We start from the raw sequence: 22,680 nt of genomic DNA, 5'->3' as shown, positions 1-22,680 counted from the left end.
AAAATTGTTTATGGAATATGAAAATAAACCATTATCTATTAAGTTTTGGGCTGAAGATGATAGACCTAGAGAAAAATTACTTTTAAAAGGAAAACAAGCATTATCTGATGCCGAGTTAATTGCTATTTTAATTGGTTCTGGAAACAGAAATGAAAGTGCCGTTGCATTATCAAAAAGAATTTTAGCTACTATTGATAATAATTTAAACAAGTTAGGGAAATTGTTAGTTTCTGATTTAACAAAGTTTAAAGGAATTGGAGAGGCAAAAGCAATTTCAATAATAACAGCCTTAGAAATAGGACGCAGAAGACGATTAGAGGAAGCATTAGAAGTTCGGAAAATAACAAGTAGTAAAGCTGTTTTCAGTATAATGCAACCATTGATAGGAGAATTACAGCATGAAGAATTTTGGGTATTATACTTAAACAATTCTAATAAAGTATTATTTAAAAATTTGTTAAGTAAAGGAGGGCTCTCAGCTACTTTGGTTGATGTTAGATTGGTATTTAAAAAGGCCATAGAGTTATACGCAACAGCACTTATTTTATGTCATAATCATCCATCAGGAAAACTAGAGGCAAGCAATGCAGATAAATCAATTACCAAAAAAATAAAACAAGCAGGTGAAACCTTAGATATAAAAGTATTAGACCATTTAATTATTACAGAAAATGCGTACTTTAGCTTTGCCGATGAAAATTTAATGTAATTGGTGTACAAATCTTATTAATTGTAAATGTTACTTGTTTATACCCATAAAATTACACCTCGTCTTAATTATATATTTAAACATTATTTTGTTAGAATATTGCAAATACCTGTTGTGTTTACAACTAAAGTTGATGAATTTGTAGCACATAGTGGCCCAAAAATCACATATTCAAAAACACCTTTGGGGTCGGAATTTTTTATTAGAAGTCATGACCTTTTATTTGAGCAAGGCATTAACGATATAGATATAACAGTTTCAAAATGGGATAAAGTTCCATGCTTTTTCGCAGCAGGAGAAACGTCAAGTATACCATTTGATATTTTTGCAGCAGGATTTTATTTAATGAGTAGATATGAAGAGTATTTGCCTCATGTTCAAGACAAGCATGAACGATTTCCGGCTGAAGAAAGTTTAGCTGTTAAAAATGGGTTTATAGAAAAACCAGTTATTGATATTTGGGCGTATAAATTTTTAGAACAACTAAAAATAAAATTTCCAAACTACAATTATAAAGAAAGAGAGTATAAATTAATTTCTACTATTGATGTAGACAATGCATTTGCATATAAACATAAGGGTGTTGTTAGAACTTTTGGAGGTTTTTTAAATGACATTTTTCATGTAAGGCTATTTAATTTTTGGTATCGATTATTGTCAATTTTAAACTTTAGACCAGACCCCTTTAACACATTTAATGAATTGCTAGAAATTAAAAAAGAATATGATGTTACTACCTTGTTTTTCTTTTTAATAGGAGATTATACTACGTTTGATAAAAATATATCATCTTCAAGTAACAAATTTAAATCGTTAATAAAGTCGGTAGCAGATTATGCAAAAGTAGGATTGCATCCCTCGTATTTTACTGTTAAAAACGCGGAGAAACTTAAAAAAGAAAAATTGCGACTGGAAAATATTATCAATACTCCCATTACATTTTCACGTCAGCATTATTTAAGATTGAGTATTCCTGAAACTTATCAAAATTTAATTGATTTAGATATTGAGGAAGATTATACTATGGGCTATGCTAAGGTTGTAGGGTTTAGAGCAAGTACTTGTACCCCTTTTTATTTTTACGATTTAGATTTTGAAATTCAAACACCTTTAAAAATATTTCCTTTTGCTATTATGGATGTAACTCTAAAAGAATATATGAAACTCTCAAATGAAGAAAGTTTAAATAAAATTATGAAACTAAAAGAAGAAGTGAAAAAAGTAAATGGCACTTTTATTACCTTATTTCATAATGAAACTTTGAGTGAAAATGAATATTGGAAAGGTTGGAAAACTATCTACAAAAAAGTTGTTATTGATTGATGATTCATTATTATAAGAGAAATGAAATAGCTATAGCAAAATACAATACTTGTATTAAAAATTCAATAAACTCAAATATTTATGCATACAGTTGGTATTTAGACATTGTTGCAGACAATTGGGATGTGCTGGTTTTGAATGATTACGAAGCTGTAATGCCATTACCTTGGAAAAGAAAATATTTTATTAAATACATCTATCCACCTGCTTGGACACAACAATTGGGAGTTTTTTCAAAAAGGGAAATAAGTGAGGGATTGATTCAGAGATTTATAAATTTTATTCCAAATAAATTTAAAAAAATAACCATTCAGCTAAATTCAGGAAATGGGATAAGTTTTTTAAAATCTAAAAAGCGAATAAATTATATTTTACCTTTGAATAATACTTATAAAGATTTGCTTAATAAGTATAAAAACAATAGAAAACAGAGTATTAATATTGGTAAAAAAAATAAGTTAATTATTAAAAATTGTTTATTCTCTGAATTAGAAATAATAGCTAAAGAAAATTATTCTCACCTAAAAATTTCTGATATAAATTATAAAAAATTAAAATTATTAACTGAATATATTCAAAAGAATGATAAAGGTTTTTTATTAGGCGTTTATAATAAGCAGGATAAATTAGTAGGAGGTGCTATTTTTTTGAAAGATGATAAGAGAATAAGTTATTTATTTTCAGTAGTTACTTTAGAAGGAAAACAATTGCAAGCAAATAGTTTCTTAATTGATACACTACTAAAAAAATATGCAAACTCAAATTATATATTTGATTTTGAAGGTTCAATGATTCTTGGTGTAGCTAATTTTTTTAGAAGTTTTGGAGCAGTTAAAGAAACTTATTTTTTATATGAAAGGCCTTTTAGATTATTTAAAAGTCTTCAATTTTAAGAGTAATATTGAATATTTTATTTGGAGTAATTGGGTATTCAAATTTAGATGTTTTTAGTGTTCTATTGGTATAAATTGCACATAAAGTATTTGAGACGTGATAAATATTTTCCTTATATTTATTTGGAATACCATCTAAAATTGCAGAAAGGACTTCATGCCTAACAGTTTCAGGGTTGTAGGCATAATCGTGCCAGACTACAATAGAATTTTCGTGAACCAAGTGTTTGAAAATCTTTTCGGTATCATTTTTTGTGTATTTATATTTGTGATTTCCATCTATAAAAATTAAATCAAATTTTTTGTTTAGTGCACCAAAATCATAATTTAGAGAATTTCCAGTGAGATGTTTTATGTTTTTATTATTTTTTGAAAAAAAACCATGTAAATCTGCATATTTTTTTGACAAACCTAATTCCAGTATATCCTGTTTGCTTAAATTTAAAGTGTAACACTCCTTTGAAGTTGAGGCTACATTAATTACACTTTCTCCTCTCCAAGTACCAATTTCAAAATAGGAACAATCTTTAATTTATTTGCTTAATTCTTTTAATAAAAGAATATCAGTTGGTAATGATCCACCTCCTAAAAATGAAAACACCTCTAATGTTCCATTAAAATTTGGTATTAAATCATTAATTTCAATAATAGGTAGTGAAGTTTTAGATGTATGATTTTTTACAAGGTAATTTTTCCAAACAGCATCATTTTCAAGAATAAGATTTATGAAACTCAGTTTTTTAAAGAGTAAAAAAATAGTTTTTATAATTTTATTTATTTTCGTCATTTATAAGCTACACGGTTAAATTTTTTATAAAGTATTAGAAACCAAACATACGAAATAATACCTGTAAACCACATGATAAAAGCTGAAGTTAAAGCAGCACCTAGAATACCATATTTTGGAATTAAATAATAATTACTAATACTATTTAATAGTAAAGCAACACTTCCAATATAATAATTGATATGCACTTTCCCAATTGAAGAAAGTAAGTTACCATAGAGTCCTCTAAAAATTAGAATTCCACAAATACCTACAATTAAAATTAAAAAAGTATCATAATATTGGGCAAAAGAAGAATCTAATAAAGATAATAGTTCTTGAGAGAAAAGAAAAGATATTCCGCAGATTCCAAAACTTATAAATGTAAAAAACAGCATGTATCTTTTCATATAATTGTTTATGTAATTTTTATCATATATCTTTTCAGTAAAAGTAACAAAATCGGTTGTAATAAATGTTTTAGAAAGAAGTAATAAACTAAAAGGAATTAGTGAAACATATTTGTATTGTGTTATGGCTTCCGCATCGTTTAATAAATAACCAATTAATAAGATATCAATAGCAAAAAGAAATTGTCCAATACTAACTGATAAACTAGCAAATATACCGTATTTCCAAAAAGCAAAATTTGTAAAATTAAGTACTGTTTTTTTGAACGATTAATGTTAAGTTTTTTAATAAAAAATAATATAGTTAAGTAAGGTGTAACAAACAAAGCAAAAGCATAACCCTTAGCATTAAAAAGATAGCATAATATTGAAACTGTAATTATTAATAAAACATTGTAAGTTATTTCTATGTAAGATAAAGTTTTATTGTTGTGTTTTAATCTGAATTGAATTTTTATGATTGAGAGTAAATAATGAGGTATAATTACGAGTGATAGAAAGGCTACATAGTAACCTGTGTTTTCAAACTGAAATGGTATAAAAAAACTACTTATTATAACTAGAACTACAAGAAAAAAAGAGGAGATTATACCATTTTTAAGTACATACATAAATAAACTATTTTTTTCTTCTTCTGTTTTTAAAAGAGCTCCATATCTTAATAATCCTTGGTGTAATCCTAAGCCTCCAAATGGAATTATAAAACCAATAATATTAAAAGCAAACAAAACAACACCCAACTCTTTATTTGGTATTAATTGTAGTGCAATCCAAGATGCAGAAAATGAAAGTAATCTAGAAATTATGGTAGCACCAAAAATATAACCTCCTGATCTGTTTAGAAAATTTAATATAAATTGTTGGATCCCTCTCAATTGCTTAAAGTTTTAGTGTAAAGTTTAGTAAATTCCAAACTAATAATTTGCACTCCAAAGTTATCTAAGGCGTAGTTATGCATTAATTTTTTATTGTAGTTTAATTTTTTATTATAGATTTTTAAAATAGTATTTTCTAATGATATTTCATCTTTAGGCTTAATTAAATAACCAAAATTCTTAGGGAAGTATTCGCTAATCCCTCCAACATTTGTTGAAATAACGGGTGTGCCACAAGCAAATGATTCTAAAATAACACAAGGTAAATTTTCATAATTACTGAATAAAACAAAAACGGAAGATTTATTTAAATAATTCCCGATTTCGATATTTGGAATTTGATCTATGATAGTAACATTTTTAATTCTCAATTTATGAATTAGAGAAATATATTTTTCAGAATTTTCTCCAATAAGATTAAATTTTAAATGTGGAATTTTTGATTCTAATTTTGAGATTACATTTAGTATTCCCTCAACATTTTTATGCTCATTTCCCATATGTGAAATATGGGTTACTGTAAATTTTTTAATAATATTTTCAGAAATATTAAAATAGTTAGTATCCACTACATTGGGCACGGGGCAATAGTTTCCTTTTAGTCCAAAAATCATCATATTATTTTGTAAATTTTTAGTTACAGGGCAAACAAATGAAGCATTTTTTACTATTATTTTAGTTACAAGCTTTCTTAAAATCCCTATTGATTTAATGTTTTGTTTCTGATAACCAGTCCAATGTTCAGATATAATAAATGGCTTTTTTTTTAACCATTTTAAATACAAGGCAATTACACCAACTGGAAATGTAACATTAAGGTGAACAATGTCGAAAAAATCAATTCTTTTAATAGTTTTTAAGTATGTATTAAAAAACAGCATAAATTTATATGCAGGATTCTTAGTGTGTGGGACATAAATAATTTTAGTTTCAATATTATTATTTTTTGTTTCAGATAATTCAATTTTGCCTCTCAATCTTTTGTCACTTATAAGATGTACAATGGTAACCTTGTGTAAAGTTGCTACAGCTTCAGCATGTCTTTGAACAAAATCACCTCTTGTTGGTGAAACTCTTGTAGGGTACCAGCTACTTAAAAATAATATATGTAATTTCTTTTTCAAAAATTAGATAAATTTATTTAACAAATATAAGCACTATATTAGTTTTCATTGTTTAATAAATTTATATTTTTACTAAATGAAAATAAAACATATTTTTTTTGATTTAGATCATACATTGTGGGATTTTGAAGCAAATTCAGATATTGCTTTTGAAACTATTTTTAAAAAACATAGAGTAGGAGTTGATCTTCAGAAGTTCTTAAATTACTATAGAGGTATTAATCAGAATTATTGGCGACTGTATAGAAATGAGAAAATCACCAAAGAGGAACTGAGAGTTGGAAGATTAAAAGATACTTTTGTTAAAATTAACTACAAGGTAGATAATGAATTAATAGATTGTTTATCAGTAGATTATATTGAGGTTTTGCCCAATAACAATAAACTTTTTGAAGGTGCTTATGAAATTTTAGAGCATTTATACCCTAACTATAAACTACATATAATTACCAATGGTTTTAACGAAGTTCAGTACAAAAAGTTAGAGAATTCGGGTTTAAGTAAATACTTTGATAACATAATTACTTCTGAAGATGCAGGCGTAAAAAAACCAAATCCTATAATTTTTGAATATGCTTTAGATAAAGCAAAAGCAACTTCAAAAGAGTCAATTATGATTGGTGATAATTGGGAAGCTGATATTATGGGAGCTATTGAAAATGGAATAGACGCCATTTATTTTAACTATGAAAAACAACCAGTTGGAGCCAACATTAAAAGTGTGTACCAACTAATAGAAATAAAAGAATATTTATAATATTTATTATCAATGTTTAAAATGAGTACATTTATTGTATTCGTTTATTAAAATAATTGAATAGTCTAAATTTGAATTATGAAAAAAAGAATATTTTATTTAAGTATTGTATTGTTTACTACAACAATGTTTGCTCAAAAAAGTGTAAATAATTATAAATATGTTATTGTTCCAAATAGGTTTGAATTTCAGACTAAAACAAATCAATATCAGTTAAACTCTTTAACTAAATTTTTATTTAATAAAGCAGGATTCAATACCTTTTTATTAAGTGATATAATGCCAAAGGAAATAATTACAAATAATTGTTCAACATTAACAGGAAATGTAGTAGATGAATCAAATATGTTTACTACTAAATTAAAAATACAATTAGTAGATTGTTATGATAAAACAATTTTTGAAACTCAAGTTGTTAAATCTAAAGAAAAAGATTTTAAAACTGCGTTTTATAAAGCTATCAGAAATGCTTTTGAAGAAATTAATAATTTAAATTATAGCTATCAACCTATTGAAAAGGATAAGCCTAAAAACACAATAGAAGAAAAAATAGTAGCCCAGTCTGAGTCTGTTAAAGTTAAGAAAGAAGTGATTGAAAAAGAAATGAAGAAAAAAAATGCGGATAAAAAAGAGATAGTTGTAGTAAGAGCCATACCAAATTTAAAAAAAGATATTAATACTGTTGCTAAAGTTAAAAAAACTGAAATCTTTTTAAAACCGCACAATACACTTGTAGGAAATTATATTTTTGAGCGTTGGGGATTAAGTACAATTTCAAAAAAAGAAAACAGCTTTTCTGTTGTTGGTGGTGATGAAAATTTTGAGTTTGCCACTATTTATAAAACGTCAAAACCAACTGTATTTATTATAAAATGGGTAGCTTTTAAGCAACCTCAACTGCTTGAAATAGATAGTAACGGAAATTTAAAAATAGACAGTGAGAAAGGAGTAAAAACTATTAAAAGAGAGAATTAGTAGTTATATTTATCTTTCCAACATTTTTTTAAGTAGTCTCTTATCGCATTTTCCCGTACATTATTACCAGGTTCAAATAATTTAGTTTCTTTTATTTCTTTTGGTAAAAATTCTTGGGTTGTAAAATTATTTTCATAATTATGAGCGTACTTGTAATTTTTGCCATAATCTAATTCCTTCATTAATTTTGTAGGTGCATTTCTCAAGGCGAGCGGCACAGCTAAATTTCCTGTTTCTTTAACTATATTTTGGGCATTTCCAATAGCTTCATACGAAGCATTACTTTTGGGAGATGAAGCCAAATATATAGCACACTGGCTTAATATAATTCTTGATTCAGGAAAACCAATGGTTATTACAGCCTGAAAAGTATTATTTGCTAAAATTAGTGCTGTTGGGTTTGCATTCCCAATATCTTCAGAAGCTAAAATAAGTAGTCTTCTAGCAATAAATTTAGCATCTTCTCCACCTTCAATCATTCTAGCAAGCCAATAAACAGCAGCATTTGGGTCACTTCCTCTAATAGACTTTATAAAAGCAGATACAATGTCGTAATGTTGCTCACCTGCTTTATCGTATAAAACAGTATTTTGCTGTACCTTATTAAGAACTAAATTGTTTGTAATTGTAATAGGGCTATCTTCAGAATTTACAATTAATTCAAAAATATTTAACAATTTTCGTGCATCACCACCTGAAATTCTTAACAGTGCTTCTGTTTCTTGAATTTTAATTTTTTTTGTAGCAATTATTTTATCTTCTTTTAGTGCACGTTCTAATAAATTTTCTAAATCAGTTTTACTAAAAGAATTTAATACATATACTTGGCAGCGCGATAGGAGGGCAGGGATTACTTCAAAGCTTGGATTTTCAGTTGTTGCTCCAATTAATGTTACCCAACCTTTTTCAACTGCTCCTAATAAAGAGTCTTGTTGAGATTTACTAAACCTATGTATTTCATCAATAAATAGAATAGGGTTTTTAGTTGTAAATAAACCGCCACTTTGTTTTGCTTTTGAAATAACATCTCGCACATCTTTAACACCCGAACTTATGGCACTTAAAGTGTAAAAAGGACGTTTAGATTCTTTAGCAATAATATTTGCTAGCGTTGTTTTTCCAATGCCAGGAGGTCCCCAAAATATTAATGAAGGAATAATACCTCGTTTAATGTGTTGTGTTAAAGCTCCATTCTTACCAACCAAATGTTGCTGACTTATGTAATCTGCTAGTGTTTTTGGTCGAATACGTTCAGCTAAAGGTTCATTCATAGCGTAAAAGTAAGAAATAATTGAACTTATTTATATTGTTACTGACAATTTTTCAGAAACCAATTAATTGGACTTATATTTGATTGTGTAAAGTATATTTAGCCTAAATGAAAAAATCTAAATTTCAACAAAATTATATCCTAATTCCTTTTTTGGCAATTTTTTCAATTTGGATTGTCTATTATATTGAAATAAAATTTGGATTGAACTTTAACAAGTATGGTATTTATCCTAAAACGTTCTTAGGTTTAAGGGGTGTCATCTTTTCACCATTTATACATAGCAATACAACACATTTATTTAATAATTCAATTCCCTTGGCCGTCATGTTAGGATGTTTGTATTATTTCTATAATAAAATTGCAACTAAAGTTTTACTAATTGGATTTTTTTTAACGGGTATTCTAACTTGGACTTTTGCAAGACCTGCCTATCATATTGGTGCAAGTGGTGTTATTTATTTTTTGGTTAGTTTTATTTTTTTAGCGGTGTTTTTAGAAAATATTATAGACTAATAGCTCTATCATTAACAGTGGTTTTTTTATATGGAAGTATGGTATGGTATATTTTTCCTATTCAGCAAAAAATATCTTGGGAAGGTCATTTATCTGGCTTTTTAATTGGATTTGCAGTAGCTTATATCTATAAAAATAAAGGACCTAAGCCCAAACAATTTGTTTTTACTAAGAATGATGAATTTGATAGTTTATTTGATGATGAAGGAAATTATAATCCGCCTCCAGAGGAAGTTTTTGAAGAAGATATTAAATAGATTAGAATAAGTTGCTTTAATGATTGTTTAAATTATGCAATAGTAAGGCTACTATTAAGATATATGAAGAGTTAATTAGCTTTATAAACATGAATTTTACACAGGTGAAAATTAAAAAAGCTTAGTAGAAAATTAAATTTGCTCAGGTGAAATTTTGAGAATCACCGCTGCTTTTATTATGCTAAACGTTGTCTTAGTGTTTCATACAAAAATGCGCCACAGGCAACAGATACATTTAAAGATTCAATTTCACCAAGTAATGGAAGTTTGGCTTTAGAATCTACAATTTTTAAGATTGACGGATTTATGCCTCTTTCTTCCGACCCCATAACAATTGCTGTAGGTACCGTTAAATCAACATTATAAATTAAATTTTCAGTTTTTTCTGTAGCTGCAACTAATTGAATATTAGCAGCTTGAAATTGAAAAATAGCATCTTTAATATGATCTACTTTACAAATTGGAATTTTAAATGCAGCACCTGCTGAAGTTTTAACAGTATCTGCACTTATTGGTGCATTTCCTTGTTTTTGAATTATTATTCCGTGTACACCAGCACATTCAGCAGTTCGTATAATTGCACCAAAATTTCTAACATCTGAAATTTGGTCTAATAATAAGAATAAAGGAGTTTCTGTTTTTTCTAAAGTTGTTGTTATTAGCGTGTCTAAATCAGCAAACTCAATAGGTGATATTTGAGCAGCAACACCTTGGTGATTACTATTTTTTGAAAGCCTGTTTAATTTTTCGATAGGGACATGACTTACGGCGATATTATGTCGCTTAATAAGGGTGTTTAATTCAGAGAATAAATGACCACTTAAGTCTTTTTGTAAATAAACTTTACTTATTGTTTTTCCTGAATTTATGGCCTCTATAACTGCTCTTAAACCAAAAATTTTTGAAACTTCATTTTCCATGTTACAAACCTACATAATTTTTTCAACATTCATCTAAATTAGTTTTAAGCTAACTAGGAAAATAAGTTAAAAAGTTAACTGTAGTTATAATTCAATAGTTGCGGTATTGGTTGAAATTAGTGAATTATAGTATTTGAAAAAAGAAATTAAATCCTTTTTAGATTTTAGATTAAATTTATTTTTTTTATAAAAGTATTCATTTTAGAGCGTTGTTCAACAGCAATTTTTTCAAGTAATACTTTCTTCTTAGGTTTTACATAAGTAGCAATTCTTTTAGAATTTGAAAAGTATAATTCTGCTACGTCAACTATTTTAGCTGGTATAGATGTGGTAAGTGAATTTTTGGCTTTTTTTTCTGCTTTATATTTTTTAACCTTACGTTCAAATAGTGTAAAATCTTTCCCTTGGTAAATAGTCACTAAATACCCAACCTTAGTCTTTTTGTTTTTTAAAAAGGGCTGAAAGGTGTATTTCTGTATACCAATAATGCAACTTATTTTAGGATCTCTAGTTACATATTCTATTTTGTCACCGTTACTTACCTCAATTTCATCTCTAAAAGCATTATACCTTAGTGCATAAACTTTTGAGGCGACTTTATTTTCGTATAAAATATTTCCCGAAATAAATATTTTATTATAGTATGAATTACCTATAATATACTTCTTTTCAGAATCTGAGAATGTTCTATTGGTGTTATACCTCATATCTGTAAGCGCATCTCTAAATCTATAATCCCATTCAGAGGCATTAGCCCTACCATCATAAACTTGCGAACTAGAAGCTGATGTAAAAGCTATTTGAGCATTTAAAATAAATGGAAAGATAAAAAGAAGCAAATATAAATATTTTGATTTCATTATTAACGGTAATAAAAGGTTATAAGGTAAATATATGATAAAATTGTTAAAATAAGATATTGTTCTGTAAATAAGTTTATTATACAATAAAAAAGACCACTTGTATTTTAGCAAGTGGTCTTTTAAATTTTATATAATTTATGTTTTATTCGTTACATAAATTTAAAGCTAATTCACCTTCAACTGGACTTGGTCCAAAGTCTCCAATTACATTACCACTATTAGGGCCTATAATTTGAAAAGAGACTTCACTAGGCCAATCTCCAGCAACAAAAGACCATACAACTGTAGATGCTCCAGCAGGTACTGTAATTGTTGCAGTTCCATCTGTGAATGGTCCAAGACCTGTTGACCAGTAATCAGGAAGGAAAGCATAATTTTCAACACCATCAATAGTGCAAACTATTTTTGAACCTTGCCATCCATCACCGTAAGAATCTTGCATGTTTATTACATAATCTCCTGTAATTGGAGAATCTGGAATACATAAGATTCCTACATTATACGCATATGGAGATTTAAAGTACGAGCCTTGCAAACTTCCACTTGCATCATCAGCACTAAAACTTCTACCATCAGTTAATACAACTTCCAATCTAAAATCAAATTCATCTCCACCGTTGTAATTTCCATCACCAATAGTAAATCCTAATGCAGCTAAAGCTTCAGAAAATGTTGCAGCAATAGTGGTAGAAGGTAGTCCATTTGCACTTGTAGTAAATTCAGATGCAGCTATAGATTTAAGTAATATTTCAGCTTTGCTGTTATTTACACCGTCATCAGTTTTATCGGTATAACTTACATATACATTAACCTTATCTAAAAGGCCTCCATATTCTTCATCTTGTTCTTCAACAACAATTTCAAAACGTGAGTTTAAATCAAAGATATTATAGTTAGTACTAACTCGATCAAGTGTTCTAATTACAGCTCCGTAAGAAACGCCATCAAAAACATCATATATTGCATTGTCTGGATCTTTACAACTCATTACTGTTGAGAAAACCAACGCAATAATTAATAGTTTATTTATTATTTTTTTCATTTTAAATAGTTTTTATTAGTTAGCAATTGGGAATCCAGGTGAAGGGGCATTTGTATCCCAGAAAACTTGTACTCCTACGCCATCTTTTTGAGATGCGTTTGCATTTGTATTTGCATAGTTTGCAGGATAAAAGAATGATCTTATGAATCCTCCTGGGTTAGGCTCTATATTAGGTTGTAATGTTGTTGGATAACCTGTTCTTCTATAAAAATTGTAAGAATCAATACCATTCCCATACGAAGCAACAAAGTATTGCATGGCAAGAATGTCCCATTTTCCACTTGCATCAGCAGCATTCCAATCAGCTTCAAGATCAGATTTAAACCAGCTAATATAATCACTTGCAAGTGCAAGAGCAGGTCCACCATCAGCAGTACCAAAAATCCAGTTGAATCTAGCAGAAGTAGGTGCAAAATTAATTACTTTATCAATAGATTTATCAATACCATTAAACATACTTGTTTTTGCTCCAGCCGCATCACCATTAAACATTTTAGTTTCAGCAATCATAAAGTCTGTCCAGCTTGATAACATTACAGGTGTAATACCATTACCACCATTTCCATCTCCGTTTTTCTTAGAGTCATAAGATAAATCATCTAAAGCACCTCCAGCAGGGTATACACCAACTAAAGCTCTTAAGAATCCATCTGGCGGAATACCGTTATCATTTCCGTGGTCTCTACCCCACCATCCTTTAGGAACACCACAATAAGTGTATCCATCATAATGTGCAGGAGCTGTATATAAACCACACTCAAGTGTTTCTTCATCAGCAGGTGCTCCACCTATTCCAGGAGTTTGACTAACTTGTCTGTAGAAATAAAATAAGGTACGGATATCAAAATTTATTGGGTTACTATAAGCAGCATCGTCTTTTCCAGTCATATAATCCATTAAAGAGTTAGACATATAGTCTCCACCACCTGTTGGAGTATAACTTCCTGAATAACGAGGGTGACGAGTGTCTGGTTGAATTTCATTGGTTCCCCAAGTAAATTGAAAATCATCTGCTTTATTTGAAATGTAGTTTCCTGAGCTTACAATAGCATTAAAGTTACTTAAAGCACTACCATCTACCAATCTTGTAGCCATATATGCTTTCATTTTAATAGTATTAGCCGCTTTTATCCATTGTGACCAATTACCATCATAGAAAAAGTCATATTGTGGATCTGCAGCAGCTTCACTACCAAAATTAGCAATTGCAGCATCTAATAATCCTAATGCAGCAGTATAAACACTTTCACCTGAATCTGCGATAGGGTTTAGATTTTCTGAACCAAGAAGAGCTTCAGTATAAGGAACATCTCCAAAGAAATCAACCAATGTTAGCATAATGTAAGCCTGAAAAACTTGCCCCATACCAATATGGTGTGTTAAGTTTGACTCTGTTGCTATTTCATTCATTACTTTAATGTCTTGCATCATTCCAGTGTAAGCTGATCTCCAAACTCCATCAAAATTTGCAGGAGAATAAGCATTTGTATAATCTCGTCCGTTCATGTAATCTATACGAGTTAGTTCAGCACCTCTACGTCCAAAAGTTTCAACAAATCTTGCAAAATCTTCTTGAATAGCATTCATAAAGAAATCAGGATTTGCCTGCGTTGGCGTAAGCGCGTTTGGATTTTCAGTCAAATCCAGTTCAGTTGTTTCACAAGAGGTTAAGAATAACGCTCCGCAAAAAAACATAAGTTTAATTAAATAATTTATTTGTTTCATAATATAAAATCTTTTTTTTTGTTGATTAGAAAGAAGCTTTAATACTCATACCATATCTTCTTGCACTAGGACCGTTTAAATATTCGAAACCAGCACCGTTACCTACACCAAGTCCAGCTACGTTAGGATCGAAATTTGTATTTTTCGGCATATTTGGCGTATAAAACCATAAGTTATTCCCTGTAAATGCAATACTTAAAGCACCAAAAGGTGTTTTTTCTAAGTATTTTGTTGGTAATTTATAACTTAAAGTAAGTTCTTGCAATCTAAAAACTGTTGCATCATAAACCCCTAATTCATCTGGACCGTATAACACATTACTAAAGAAATAAGTTGAATTATTAATTTGAGTAGTATTAGGTTCTCCAGCAGGATTAACACCTGGTAAAATAAAAGAATTTGCACGATCAACGTTATCAGCATTAACAACACCCCTACCTATTAAAGTTTGTATTGTTTGTGAATACATATCTCCACCTTGAATCCACGTAAATAAGAAACCTAATGAAAAGTTTTTATAACCAATAGAGTTAGCTACGTTCATAGTAAAATCAGGATTTGCATTACCAATAATGTTATTTCCATTTTGGATAACATAACTACCTGCTGAATTTACCATTAAATTACCATTTTCATCACGAGCAATTGCTGAACCAATCATTGTTCCTAACTGTTCACCTTTAATTGCAGCATTTCCACGAGTTGAAAAACCTGCGTATACAACAATGTCAGTATCCAATCCTAAATCAGTTACTACTGCTTTATTTGCGGAAAAGTTTAAAGTGGTATTCCAATTAAATCCAGCTCTATCATCACTTTTAAACCAATCATACCCTAAATCAACCTCAACACCGTCATTTTTAACTTCACCAACATTTGTTCTTGTTGAAGTGTAACCTGTAGAAGGATCTAAAGGTCTTGAAACTATAAGGTCTTTTGTTTTTTTAGAATATAAAGAAAAATCTAATGATAATCTATTATTAAACATTCTAGTTTCAACACCAAATTCTATTTCATCAATTCTCTCAGGTTTTAAATTGGTATTCCCTAAAACAGCTCCTGTTGAATTTGTAACTACATCTACACCGCTACCATCTTGAAAATCTTGTGTATCTAAACTTAATGTAGATGATACAGGGTATCCTGTTGGGAAGTTTGCAGAAGTACCGTACCCAGCTCTAAGTTTTAAGTAGTTAACCACAGTACTTTCTCTTAATGATTCTATTATTTTAGAAGGTAAAAATGAAATACTTGCAGAAGGATAACCAATAGATCTATTTGCTTCGGTTAAATTAGAAACCCAGTCGTTTCTACCTGCTAATGTTAAGTATAAATAATCTTGGTAACCTATTTCAGCTTGTGCATAAGCACCTAAGATATTTCTCTCTTCAAAGTATTGAATTTCATCTTGAGAGGCAAAGTTAAAGTGTCTTAACACGCCAAAAACTTGTTGACCTACACTTTTTACTCCGTTTCTATTATACACATCACGTCTTGATGTTATACCAACTGAAAAAGAGATATCTAAATCATCATTGATATCATAATTACCACTAACACTTAAGTTATGATCATCAATAGTATTTGTATTATTCCAAGTTTGATAAATACCAGATTGATTTGCAACACTACCTGTTTTACCGCCTTTATTTGAATAATTTGAGTTGTTTTCACTATAAACATCAAATCCATATCTATAGTTAACACGAACATTGTCATTTAATTCATAGAGTAAAGAAATTCCTCCAAAAACCCTATTTGTATTTTGAGTGTTTCCAGCATTATTTACCGTCCAAAGAGGGTGTTGAATACTATTGTTTTGTCTATAGTACACAGACTCTCCTGTTATTGGGTTTTGGTATGGCAACCCCATTAAGTCAATACTTCTTGGTGTATAAAATAAGTTACCAAAAATAGAAGCGTTTTCACCACCAACATTACTACCATAACTTGCCGCAACAGGTGGAGTTTTAAAGTTGGTTTTAGTATAATTCATTGTCCCATTTACTGTAAATTTATTTGACAATTTAGCAGATCCACCAATACTAAATGTATTACGTCTTAATCTGTTACCAGGTGTAAAACCTTGATCGTCTAAGTTACCGTAATTTACATTATAGCTAACATTTCCATCTGAAGATGCACCACGTACATTTACATTGTTACTTTTAATAATACCTTGTCTAAAGAAATCTTTAACACCATCATAAGGTTTCCATTCATAACGAGCATTTGCAAATTCAGGGAAAGCCTGTGGAATTCCTGTTGCTGCACTTGCAGTAGAGTATGGATGTGCTAATGTTCCATTTTCATCAATTGCGGCTTGGTTACCCCAACCAGCAGGACCATCTTCAGAAAATGAAGGACCCCAGTTACTAAAGAACCAACCAAAAGATTGATCGAAACCACCACCATATTCATTTTGATAATTTGGCATTGAAGCAATTTCGTTCGCAAATAATGAGCTTGAAACTGTAATTTCTGTTTTTTTAGCGCCAGCCCCTTTACTACTTCCCGATTTGGTAGTAATAAGAATTACACCATTACGTCCTTGCGTACCGTAAAGTGTTGCAGCGGCTAAACCTTTTAAAACGTTTACACTTTCAATATTGTTTGGGTCAAGATCTAAGAAACGACTTGATCCATTATTACCATCAATAAAATCTCCTTGTGCATTAGTATCACTACTAAAAGGAATTCCATCTACAATAAATAAAGGTTGGTTACTACCACTAAAAGAGTTCATACCTCTAATAATAATGTTTGTACCAGAACCTGACATACCACTTTGTTGTGTTATTTGTACACCAGAAGCTTTTCCAGTTAAAACACGTGCAATGTCTCCTTCGGCTTTTTCTTCAATGTCTTTAGCGTCAACTTTTGATACAGCGTATCCTAAAGCTTGTTTACCCCTTTTGATACCCAATCCAGTAATAACAACTTCTTCTAAGGCTTGTGCATCTTCTTGCATAGTAATGTTCATCACATTAGAAGTTCCAACGGTTTTTTCAACAGTTTGCATACCCATAAAGCTGAATTGTAGTACAGCCCCAGAGTTAACTTTAATTGAATAATTTCCATCGAAATCTGATTGTGTACCCATATTGGTACCTTTTACAATAACTGTTACTCCAGGTAAAGGTCCGCTTGCATCGGAAATTGTACCGGTAACAGTTTTTTCTTGTGCAAACGTAATTTGCACTAGTAACGCTAGTATAAGCGTTAAAAAACCATTAAATTTTGTTTTCATTGTATAATTATTTGAATTAATTGTTCCAAAAATCATAAAATTATAGTATATATCCTAATTTAAAGATAAAAAAATAAGAATTTAGTTAAAATATAAGGTGTTTAGTTATATGAGTGTTAATTTAAAGTTATAAAAAAGGAGTTTGTTCATCTCTAATTAGTTGTAGGATGCCCCACAAGAATTAGTTGTTATAGTATACCATTACTTACAAATACTTACAAAAAACTAACAATAAAATTTAAAAATAAAAAACCACCTCAATTGAAGTGGTTTTTATGTATAATTTATATTAATTTAATTATCTCCATCCTCCAGTAGAATAGTCTTCTCCAGGGGTACCTGTAGTACCGCCAAAAGTATAGTTCTCAGCAGGGATAGATTCTAAAGCTTTACCAGGCACAGGGAAATGGAGAAGAGTTCCTTTTTGTAAAAGGTCTTCTTTTCTCATTTCAAAGAAACCAAGTCCCATTCCTGTGAAAGAAAATTCGATCATTCTTTCATAATGGATAGCATCTTTAACAGCATCAATATCAGCGGCAACATTAGGTAAGCCACCTCTAGTGGTTCTGGTACCTGCATTTATAATAGCCGCAGCACCAGCAACATTACCTGTATTAACTAAGGCTTCAGCCTTATACATATCATTTTCAGCAGTTGAATATTCAACAACATTGGTAGTCCACACGGTAATATAGTTATCGTATCTACTATACCTGTAGCTGCTGTAATGGTAAATACCTCTTTCAGGTCTAAAGTTATTTGAACCTAAGTAGCCGAAGTCTGTTAATAGTCTTGCATCATTAGAAGTTGATTCAGGTTGAAAAGTAACATCATCCTCCCAGTAATCAGGAGTATTAGGATCCATCATATTGATAACTCTCATATCAACTCTAGCCCAACCTGGGTAAACTAAATAAGTTTTTGGGATTAAATCATACCAAGTAACATCATCCATATAAATTTCGAAATCACTTGTTAGCCCATTGTTTGTATAGTTAAGTACTCTATTCCAGTCAATAGCACTTTTTTGGGAGCTATTACGTACATTACCAACTAACATACGAGCACCCATGCTATTCATGAAAGCTAATAAAGAACTACTATTACCACCCCCACCAGGTAACCAAGTTTCAGGAATAGAGACATTATTTGCTTGTGCAACAGCAATAGCTTGGTCTAATTTTGCTAAAGCAAATGTCATAGCTTCACTATACGTAGAAGCTCCGTCACCAGCACTACCTTCAATAGAACCATTTTCATCAGATAACCATACTTTATCAAAGACTAATGCTAGATATCCAATAGATAAAGCTTGTCCTAATTTAGCTACCATTTCAATTTGTTCAGGATTTTCGAACTGCGTTCCGTTTTGTATTGCTAAGGCGATTGTATTTGAATCTGAAAGGACAGAGTACAAAGCGTTAAAATATGAATTAGTTATGTATGCGTAACTGTATGAACTAGTGTTATTAAAAGCAACTCTAGGCTCGCTTGATGTATCTCTCATTCCAAAGTTACCCCAAGAACAAGTAGAAACATCTGCCATAGTTGCTAACGCTGCACCTGGACCGGCATAGTTATGTACACTCAAAAACCAATTTTGGATAATACTTCCGGCTGTGGCAGAAAGAGCAACAGGGTCTGAAGTAAGAATAAAATCATTCGGGTTTTCTAAATTTTCTACATTTAAGTCCGTAGAAAAATCTTGACAAGATACTATTATAAGTAGCAATGTCATGATAGAAAATATTTTTCTTAGATATTTCATTTTTTAATTGTTTTTAATTAGAATTTAAATTGAAAGGATAATGAATATGAGGTTTGGTTTGGATAAACACCATAATCAACACTAAAATATTGTTGTGTAGCACTATCGTAATTTGCAATTTCAGGATCCCAGCCTTTGTAATCAGTAAAAGTTAATAAGTTTCTACCAATTAGGCTAATTTTAATTTCATTAAAGAAACCATTTGCTAAACTTTTTAATTTAGTTGAATTTAATGTGTAAGCAAGTGAAGTTTCTCTTAATTTAACAAAAGTTCCATCTTCTACCCAAAATGCATTATTTTGGTTAACATCATATAAAGAACCATAGTAAACTCTTGTTTTCTTTTCAGAATCTGGTTTTCCTGCTTGGTCAACAATAGCGTTACGTTCACTAATAGTTGTCCATTGTCCATTTCTGTTATAGATATCTCCACCACCTTTCCAATCCCAAAGCATATAAAAGTCGAAGTCTTTATATGAGAAGTTTGAAGTAATACCAATTCTAAAATCAGCATTTTGATTTCCAATTTTTTCAAATACGGCAACACCATCTTCATCTACTTCAATAATTGCAGCTTCATCAACAGTTCCAATTGTTGAAGTTTTAACAACAACTCCATCGCTATTTACACTATAATCAGAAATGCTACTACCACTAGGTAATTGATTTTCCATTGTTGCTAAATCAGTAACAAATTTTCTACCAAACATAGATCCAAACTCAGTGTTTTCTCTAAGCAAGAATAAGCCACTAGGACCAACAAGTTGTTCGGGAGCGTTTAATTTGGTTATTTTAGAATCTGATTTTGTGAAGTTAACCCCTACATTCCATGTGATATCAGATTGATTAATAATCTTAGATCTTAAGGTAAATTCATAAGTGTCAGACTCTAAATCTCCAACATTTTGCCATTGTCTGTTCTTACCGGCGTTAGCAGGAGCAAAAAGGTTTACAATCATAAACTGATCTGAAGACACTTGATTAGAGTAGGCAAATTCTAAATTAAATATATCTAAGAAAGAAGCATTTAATCCAATTTCAGTTTCAGTTGTAAGAGAAGGTTTTAAATCTGGATTTCCTTTAATTCTGTTGGTAGATAGAACACCTCCTGAAATTCCAGTTTGTTCATATTGCCATGAAAAACCTGGGCGTTGACCAGATGTACCTCTAGCAATATTTATTTTTAATTCTTGAACACCAGGAATTTCTATGTCCTTTGTAATTCTATAAGCAGCAGAGACTCTGTAATAGTTATTCCATCTTTGATTTTCACCAAATAATGAAGAACCATCGCGTCTAAATAAACCATCAAAAATATAACGATCTTTATAAACAAAACCAGCAATAGCAAATACGTTTTGAGCTCTTTCATCTTCTTGGTGAGAGCCAGCAGTTACATCAGTATTGTTAAAGTTATCTAATGTAGGAAGTCCTGAGTATAGATAATTATTACCCGCAGCATTGAATTGTTCATAGTTTCTATCTTCACCTAAGAAACTCAATTTAGCTTTTACGTCTAGTTCTCCAAATTGTTCAACAAAATTTAATGTTGCTTGAGCTTTTTGAGAAAACTCTAAAGAACTTGTTTTATATAAAGAACCTTTACTATATCCAAAACCTATTGGATCCCCAGTTGTAGTATATGTTTCATATTTATTATTACGAGTATATCTGTAATTGTTATTTTCAAAAGAATATTCTAATTCAGCACTTAAGTTATTTGTTAGATTAATATTTAATTTATACCCACCTAAGAAACGTTGCTGTTTTGATGCAGCATCTCTGGAATATAAGTCATATAAAGGGTTGTCAATTTCACTTTCCCAAGGGTCTGGTTTAAAATAATAAGGTTGTCCATCAGGATTTGGAAGAGTAACATTGGCGTCTGGAGATATACGAGAAGCTATTCTGTAAATATCATTACCACCACCAGGACTGTTGTCATTTAATTTAATAAATGAGTTACTTGTACTAAACTTTAACCAATCATTAATATAATAATCAGCATTTAAACGAACACTATTTCTTGTGTAACCTCCAGTTTCAGCTAATACACCGTCAACTTCAGTATTTTCAGAAGAGAAGAAAACTCTAGCTTTGTCATTACCATTTGATACAGAAGCATAATTGGTTAAATTAGTTCCTTTTTTAAAAAATAAATCTTGGAAATTATTGTAAACCCCAAAAGGATTGTCAGCATACCCGTCTGCAGATTCTATTCTAGAGCCTAAAACAGCGTTATCACCAGAAGCAGCATAAACACCTTGGTAGTTTGGACCATAAGTTACGCCTTCATATTTTGTGTACTGACCTTTAAATTGCTCCCAGTCTGAAGCTAATTCATAACCGTGTGACTGATTGGTTTTAACAAAATTAGTTATTTCAGAATATCCAATTTCTGATCTAAACGTAACTTGAGTTTTTCCAATTTTACCTCTCTTAGAAGTAATTACAATAACACCATTTCCTGCACGAGAACCATATAAAGAAGATGCAGATGCTCCTTTTACAATTTCAAAGGATGCTATGTCATCAACGTTGATATCAGCTAAACCTCCTTCGACAAAAATACCATCCAAAATTACTAATGGTGCTTGAGAACCGTAAAAATTAGCTGCTCCACGTAATAGTATTGTAGCTCCTTGGCCAGGACGCCCTAAATTTGTTACTGTGATACCAGCTACCTTTCCTTGTAATGCACTTGCAGCAGAACCTGCAGGTACTTTTTGTAACTCTTCTGCAGTAACAGTTGCTACGGTTACAGATAATTTCTTTTTTGAAGTAGCCCCAGCCACACCAGTAACAACAACTTCATCTAAGGCTTCAGCATCTTCTTTCATGGTTATATTAATAACGTTTGAAGAGCCTACCGCTTTTTCAATAGTTTGCATACCCATAAAACTGAATTTTAATACAGCTCCAGAATTTACTTGAATTGAGTAATTCCCATCGAAATCTGATTGTGTACCCACATTGGTACCTTTTACAATAACTGTTACTCCAGGTAAAGGCCCGCTTGCATCGGAAATTGTACCAGTAACAGTTTTTTCTTGTGCAAATGTGATTTGCACTAGTAACGCTAGAATAAGCGTTAAAAAACCATTAAACTTTGTTTTCATTATATAAATTGTTTGAATTAATTGATGTAAAAATCTTATTTTACAAGTTTTTACATTAAGATAGTGTTTGACCATCTTATTAAAGATGCGATTAATTTTAAATAGTTGCGTAAAAAAA

At 30.3% G+C, this 22,680-nt stretch carries 20 protein-coding genes; 7 read left to right on the top strand and 13 right to left on the bottom strand.

Going from position 1 to position 22,680, the window contains the following annotated elements; all coding sequences use genetic code 11:
* Nucleotides 1-10 precede the first annotated feature (10 nt).
* The 3 genes from radC to Lupro_RS05220 are packed head-to-tail and all read left to right on the top strand — an operon-like array spanning nucleotide 11 to nucleotide 2,925.
* Nucleotides 11-709 carry a RadC family protein gene (gene radC, locus Lupro_RS05230; protein ID WP_068206925.1) on the top strand — a complete coding sequence of 233 codons (699 nt, stop codon included), beginning with the start codon at nucleotides 11-13 and terminating at the stop codon, nucleotides 707-709.
* Between the two features lie 27 nt (nucleotides 710-736).
* On the top strand, nucleotides 737-2,032 hold the full coding sequence (locus Lupro_RS05225) for a DUF7033 domain-containing protein (protein ID WP_068206923.1): 1,296 nt from the start codon (nucleotides 737-739) through the stop codon (nucleotides 2,030-2,032).
* Complete coding sequence (locus Lupro_RS05220; protein WP_068206921.1) at nucleotides 2,032-2,925, top strand: hypothetical protein; 894 nt, start codon at nucleotides 2,032-2,034, stop codon at nucleotides 2,923-2,925. The genes Lupro_RS05225 and Lupro_RS05220 overlap by 1 nt, the downstream gene beginning before the upstream one ends.
* Here the strand turns inward: Lupro_RS05220 and Lupro_RS05215 are convergent.
* The 5 genes from Lupro_RS05215 to Lupro_RS05195 all read right to left on the bottom strand — a co-directional run bounded on the left by Lupro_RS05215 (nucleotide 2,906) and on the right by Lupro_RS05195 (nucleotide 6,100).
* Nucleotides 2,906-3,433, bottom strand: coding sequence for a class I SAM-dependent methyltransferase (locus Lupro_RS05215; RefSeq protein WP_227807494.1), 528 nt, complete (start codon nucleotides 3,431-3,433; stop codon nucleotides 2,906-2,908). The two genes, Lupro_RS05220 and Lupro_RS05215, sit on opposite strands and share 20 nt — an antisense overlap.
* Nucleotides 3,434-3,457: 24 nt before the next feature.
* Nucleotides 3,458-3,712, bottom strand: a complete 255-nt coding sequence (locus Lupro_RS05210; protein WP_068206917.1) for a hypothetical protein — start codon at nucleotides 3,710-3,712, stop codon at nucleotides 3,458-3,460.
* Nucleotides 3,709-4,101 carry an MATE family efflux transporter gene (locus tag Lupro_RS05205; protein WP_144439112.1) on the bottom strand — a complete coding sequence of 131 codons (393 nt, stop codon included), beginning with the start codon at nucleotides 4,099-4,101 and terminating at the stop codon, nucleotides 3,709-3,711. The genes Lupro_RS05210 and Lupro_RS05205 overlap by 4 nt, the downstream gene beginning before the upstream one ends.
* Nucleotides 4,102-4,256: 155 nt before the next feature.
* Nucleotides 4,257-4,976, bottom strand: coding sequence for an MATE family efflux transporter (locus tag Lupro_RS05200; RefSeq protein ID WP_068206913.1), 720 nt, complete (start codon nucleotides 4,974-4,976; stop codon nucleotides 4,257-4,259).
* Complete coding sequence (locus tag Lupro_RS05195; RefSeq protein ID WP_068206911.1) at nucleotides 4,973-6,100, bottom strand: glycosyltransferase; 1,128 nt, start codon at nucleotides 6,098-6,100, stop codon at nucleotides 4,973-4,975. The genes Lupro_RS05200 and Lupro_RS05195 overlap by 4 nt, the downstream gene beginning before the upstream one ends.
* A 76-nt stretch (nucleotides 6,101-6,176) precedes the next feature.
* Between Lupro_RS05195 and Lupro_RS05190 the strand changes: the two genes are divergently transcribed.
* Both Lupro_RS05190 and Lupro_RS05185 read left to right on the top strand, forming a co-directional pair.
* Nucleotides 6,177-6,857: a YjjG family noncanonical pyrimidine nucleotidase gene (locus Lupro_RS05190; protein WP_068206910.1), complete on the top strand. Its 681-nt coding sequence runs from the start codon at nucleotides 6,177-6,179 to the stop codon at nucleotides 6,855-6,857.
* 78 nt (nucleotides 6,858-6,935) lie between these two features.
* Nucleotides 6,936-7,832 carry a hypothetical protein gene (locus Lupro_RS05185; protein WP_068206908.1) on the top strand — a complete coding sequence of 299 codons (897 nt, stop codon included), beginning with the start codon at nucleotides 6,936-6,938 and terminating at the stop codon, nucleotides 7,830-7,832.
* On the opposite strand, the gene Lupro_RS05180 is transcribed toward Lupro_RS05185, so the two are convergent.
* Nucleotides 7,829-9,103: a replication-associated recombination protein A gene (locus tag Lupro_RS05180; protein WP_068206906.1), complete on the bottom strand. Its 1,275-nt coding sequence runs from the start codon at nucleotides 9,101-9,103 to the stop codon at nucleotides 7,829-7,831. The two genes, Lupro_RS05185 and Lupro_RS05180, sit on opposite strands and share 4 nt — an antisense overlap.
* Before the next feature lie 107 nt (nucleotides 9,104-9,210).
* Here Lupro_RS05180 and Lupro_RS13670 point away from each other — a divergent pair, with 107 nt between their 5' ends.
* Nucleotides 9,211-9,618 carry a rhomboid family intramembrane serine protease gene (locus Lupro_RS13670; RefSeq protein WP_227807483.1) on the top strand — a complete coding sequence of 136 codons (408 nt, stop codon included), beginning with the start codon at nucleotides 9,211-9,213 and terminating at the stop codon, nucleotides 9,616-9,618.
* Between the two features lie 38 nt (nucleotides 9,619-9,656).
* Complete coding sequence (locus tag Lupro_RS13665; RefSeq protein ID WP_237049956.1) at nucleotides 9,657-9,875, top strand: rhomboid family intramembrane serine protease; 219 nt, start codon at nucleotides 9,657-9,659, stop codon at nucleotides 9,873-9,875.
* Nucleotides 9,876-10,051: 176 nt separating this feature from the next.
* On the opposite strand, the gene rlmB is transcribed toward Lupro_RS13665, so the two are convergent.
* The 7 genes from rlmB to Lupro_RS05140 form a co-directional block, all read right to left on the bottom strand.
* Complete coding sequence (rlmB, locus tag Lupro_RS05170; protein WP_068206905.1) at nucleotides 10,052-10,795, bottom strand: 23S rRNA (guanosine(2251)-2'-O)-methyltransferase RlmB; 744 nt, start codon at nucleotides 10,793-10,795, stop codon at nucleotides 10,052-10,054.
* Nucleotides 10,796-10,959: 164 nt separating this feature from the next.
* Nucleotides 10,960-11,655, bottom strand: a complete 696-nt coding sequence (locus Lupro_RS05165; RefSeq protein ID WP_068206902.1) for a hypothetical protein — start codon at nucleotides 11,653-11,655, stop codon at nucleotides 10,960-10,962.
* Between the two features lie 145 nt (nucleotides 11,656-11,800).
* The gene (locus tag Lupro_RS05160) at nucleotides 11,801-12,700 is read right to left on the bottom strand and encodes a hypothetical protein (protein ID WP_068206900.1); all 900 of its coding nucleotides are present in this window, start codon (nucleotides 12,698-12,700) and stop codon (nucleotides 11,801-11,803) included.
* Between the two features lie 15 nt (nucleotides 12,701-12,715).
* The gene (locus tag Lupro_RS05155; RefSeq protein ID WP_068206898.1) at nucleotides 12,716-14,425 is read right to left on the bottom strand and encodes a SusD/RagB family nutrient-binding outer membrane lipoprotein; all 1,710 of its coding nucleotides are present in this window, start codon (nucleotides 14,423-14,425) and stop codon (nucleotides 12,716-12,718) included.
* Between the two features lie 25 nt (nucleotides 14,426-14,450).
* Nucleotides 14,451-17,675 carry a SusC/RagA family TonB-linked outer membrane protein gene (locus tag Lupro_RS05150; RefSeq protein ID WP_068211461.1) on the bottom strand — a complete coding sequence of 1,075 codons (3,225 nt, stop codon included), beginning with the start codon at nucleotides 17,673-17,675 and terminating at the stop codon, nucleotides 14,451-14,453.
* 298 nt (nucleotides 17,676-17,973) lie between these two features.
* Nucleotides 17,974-19,443 carry a RagB/SusD family nutrient uptake outer membrane protein gene (locus Lupro_RS05145; protein ID WP_144439111.1) on the bottom strand — a complete coding sequence of 490 codons (1,470 nt, stop codon included), beginning with the start codon at nucleotides 19,441-19,443 and terminating at the stop codon, nucleotides 17,974-17,976.
* Between the two features lie 17 nt (nucleotides 19,444-19,460).
* Nucleotides 19,461-22,562 carry a SusC/RagA family TonB-linked outer membrane protein gene (locus Lupro_RS05140; protein ID WP_068206894.1) on the bottom strand — a complete coding sequence of 1,034 codons (3,102 nt, stop codon included), beginning with the start codon at nucleotides 22,560-22,562 and terminating at the stop codon, nucleotides 19,461-19,463.
* Nucleotides 22,563-22,680: the final 118 nt, after the last annotated feature.

The sequence above is a fragment of the Lutibacter profundi genome, assembly GCF_001543325.1.
Lineage (GTDB): Bacteria > Bacteroidota > Bacteroidia > Flavobacteriales > Flavobacteriaceae > Lutibacter > Lutibacter profundi.
This window is presented reverse-complemented; position numbering and strand designations above follow the sequence as displayed.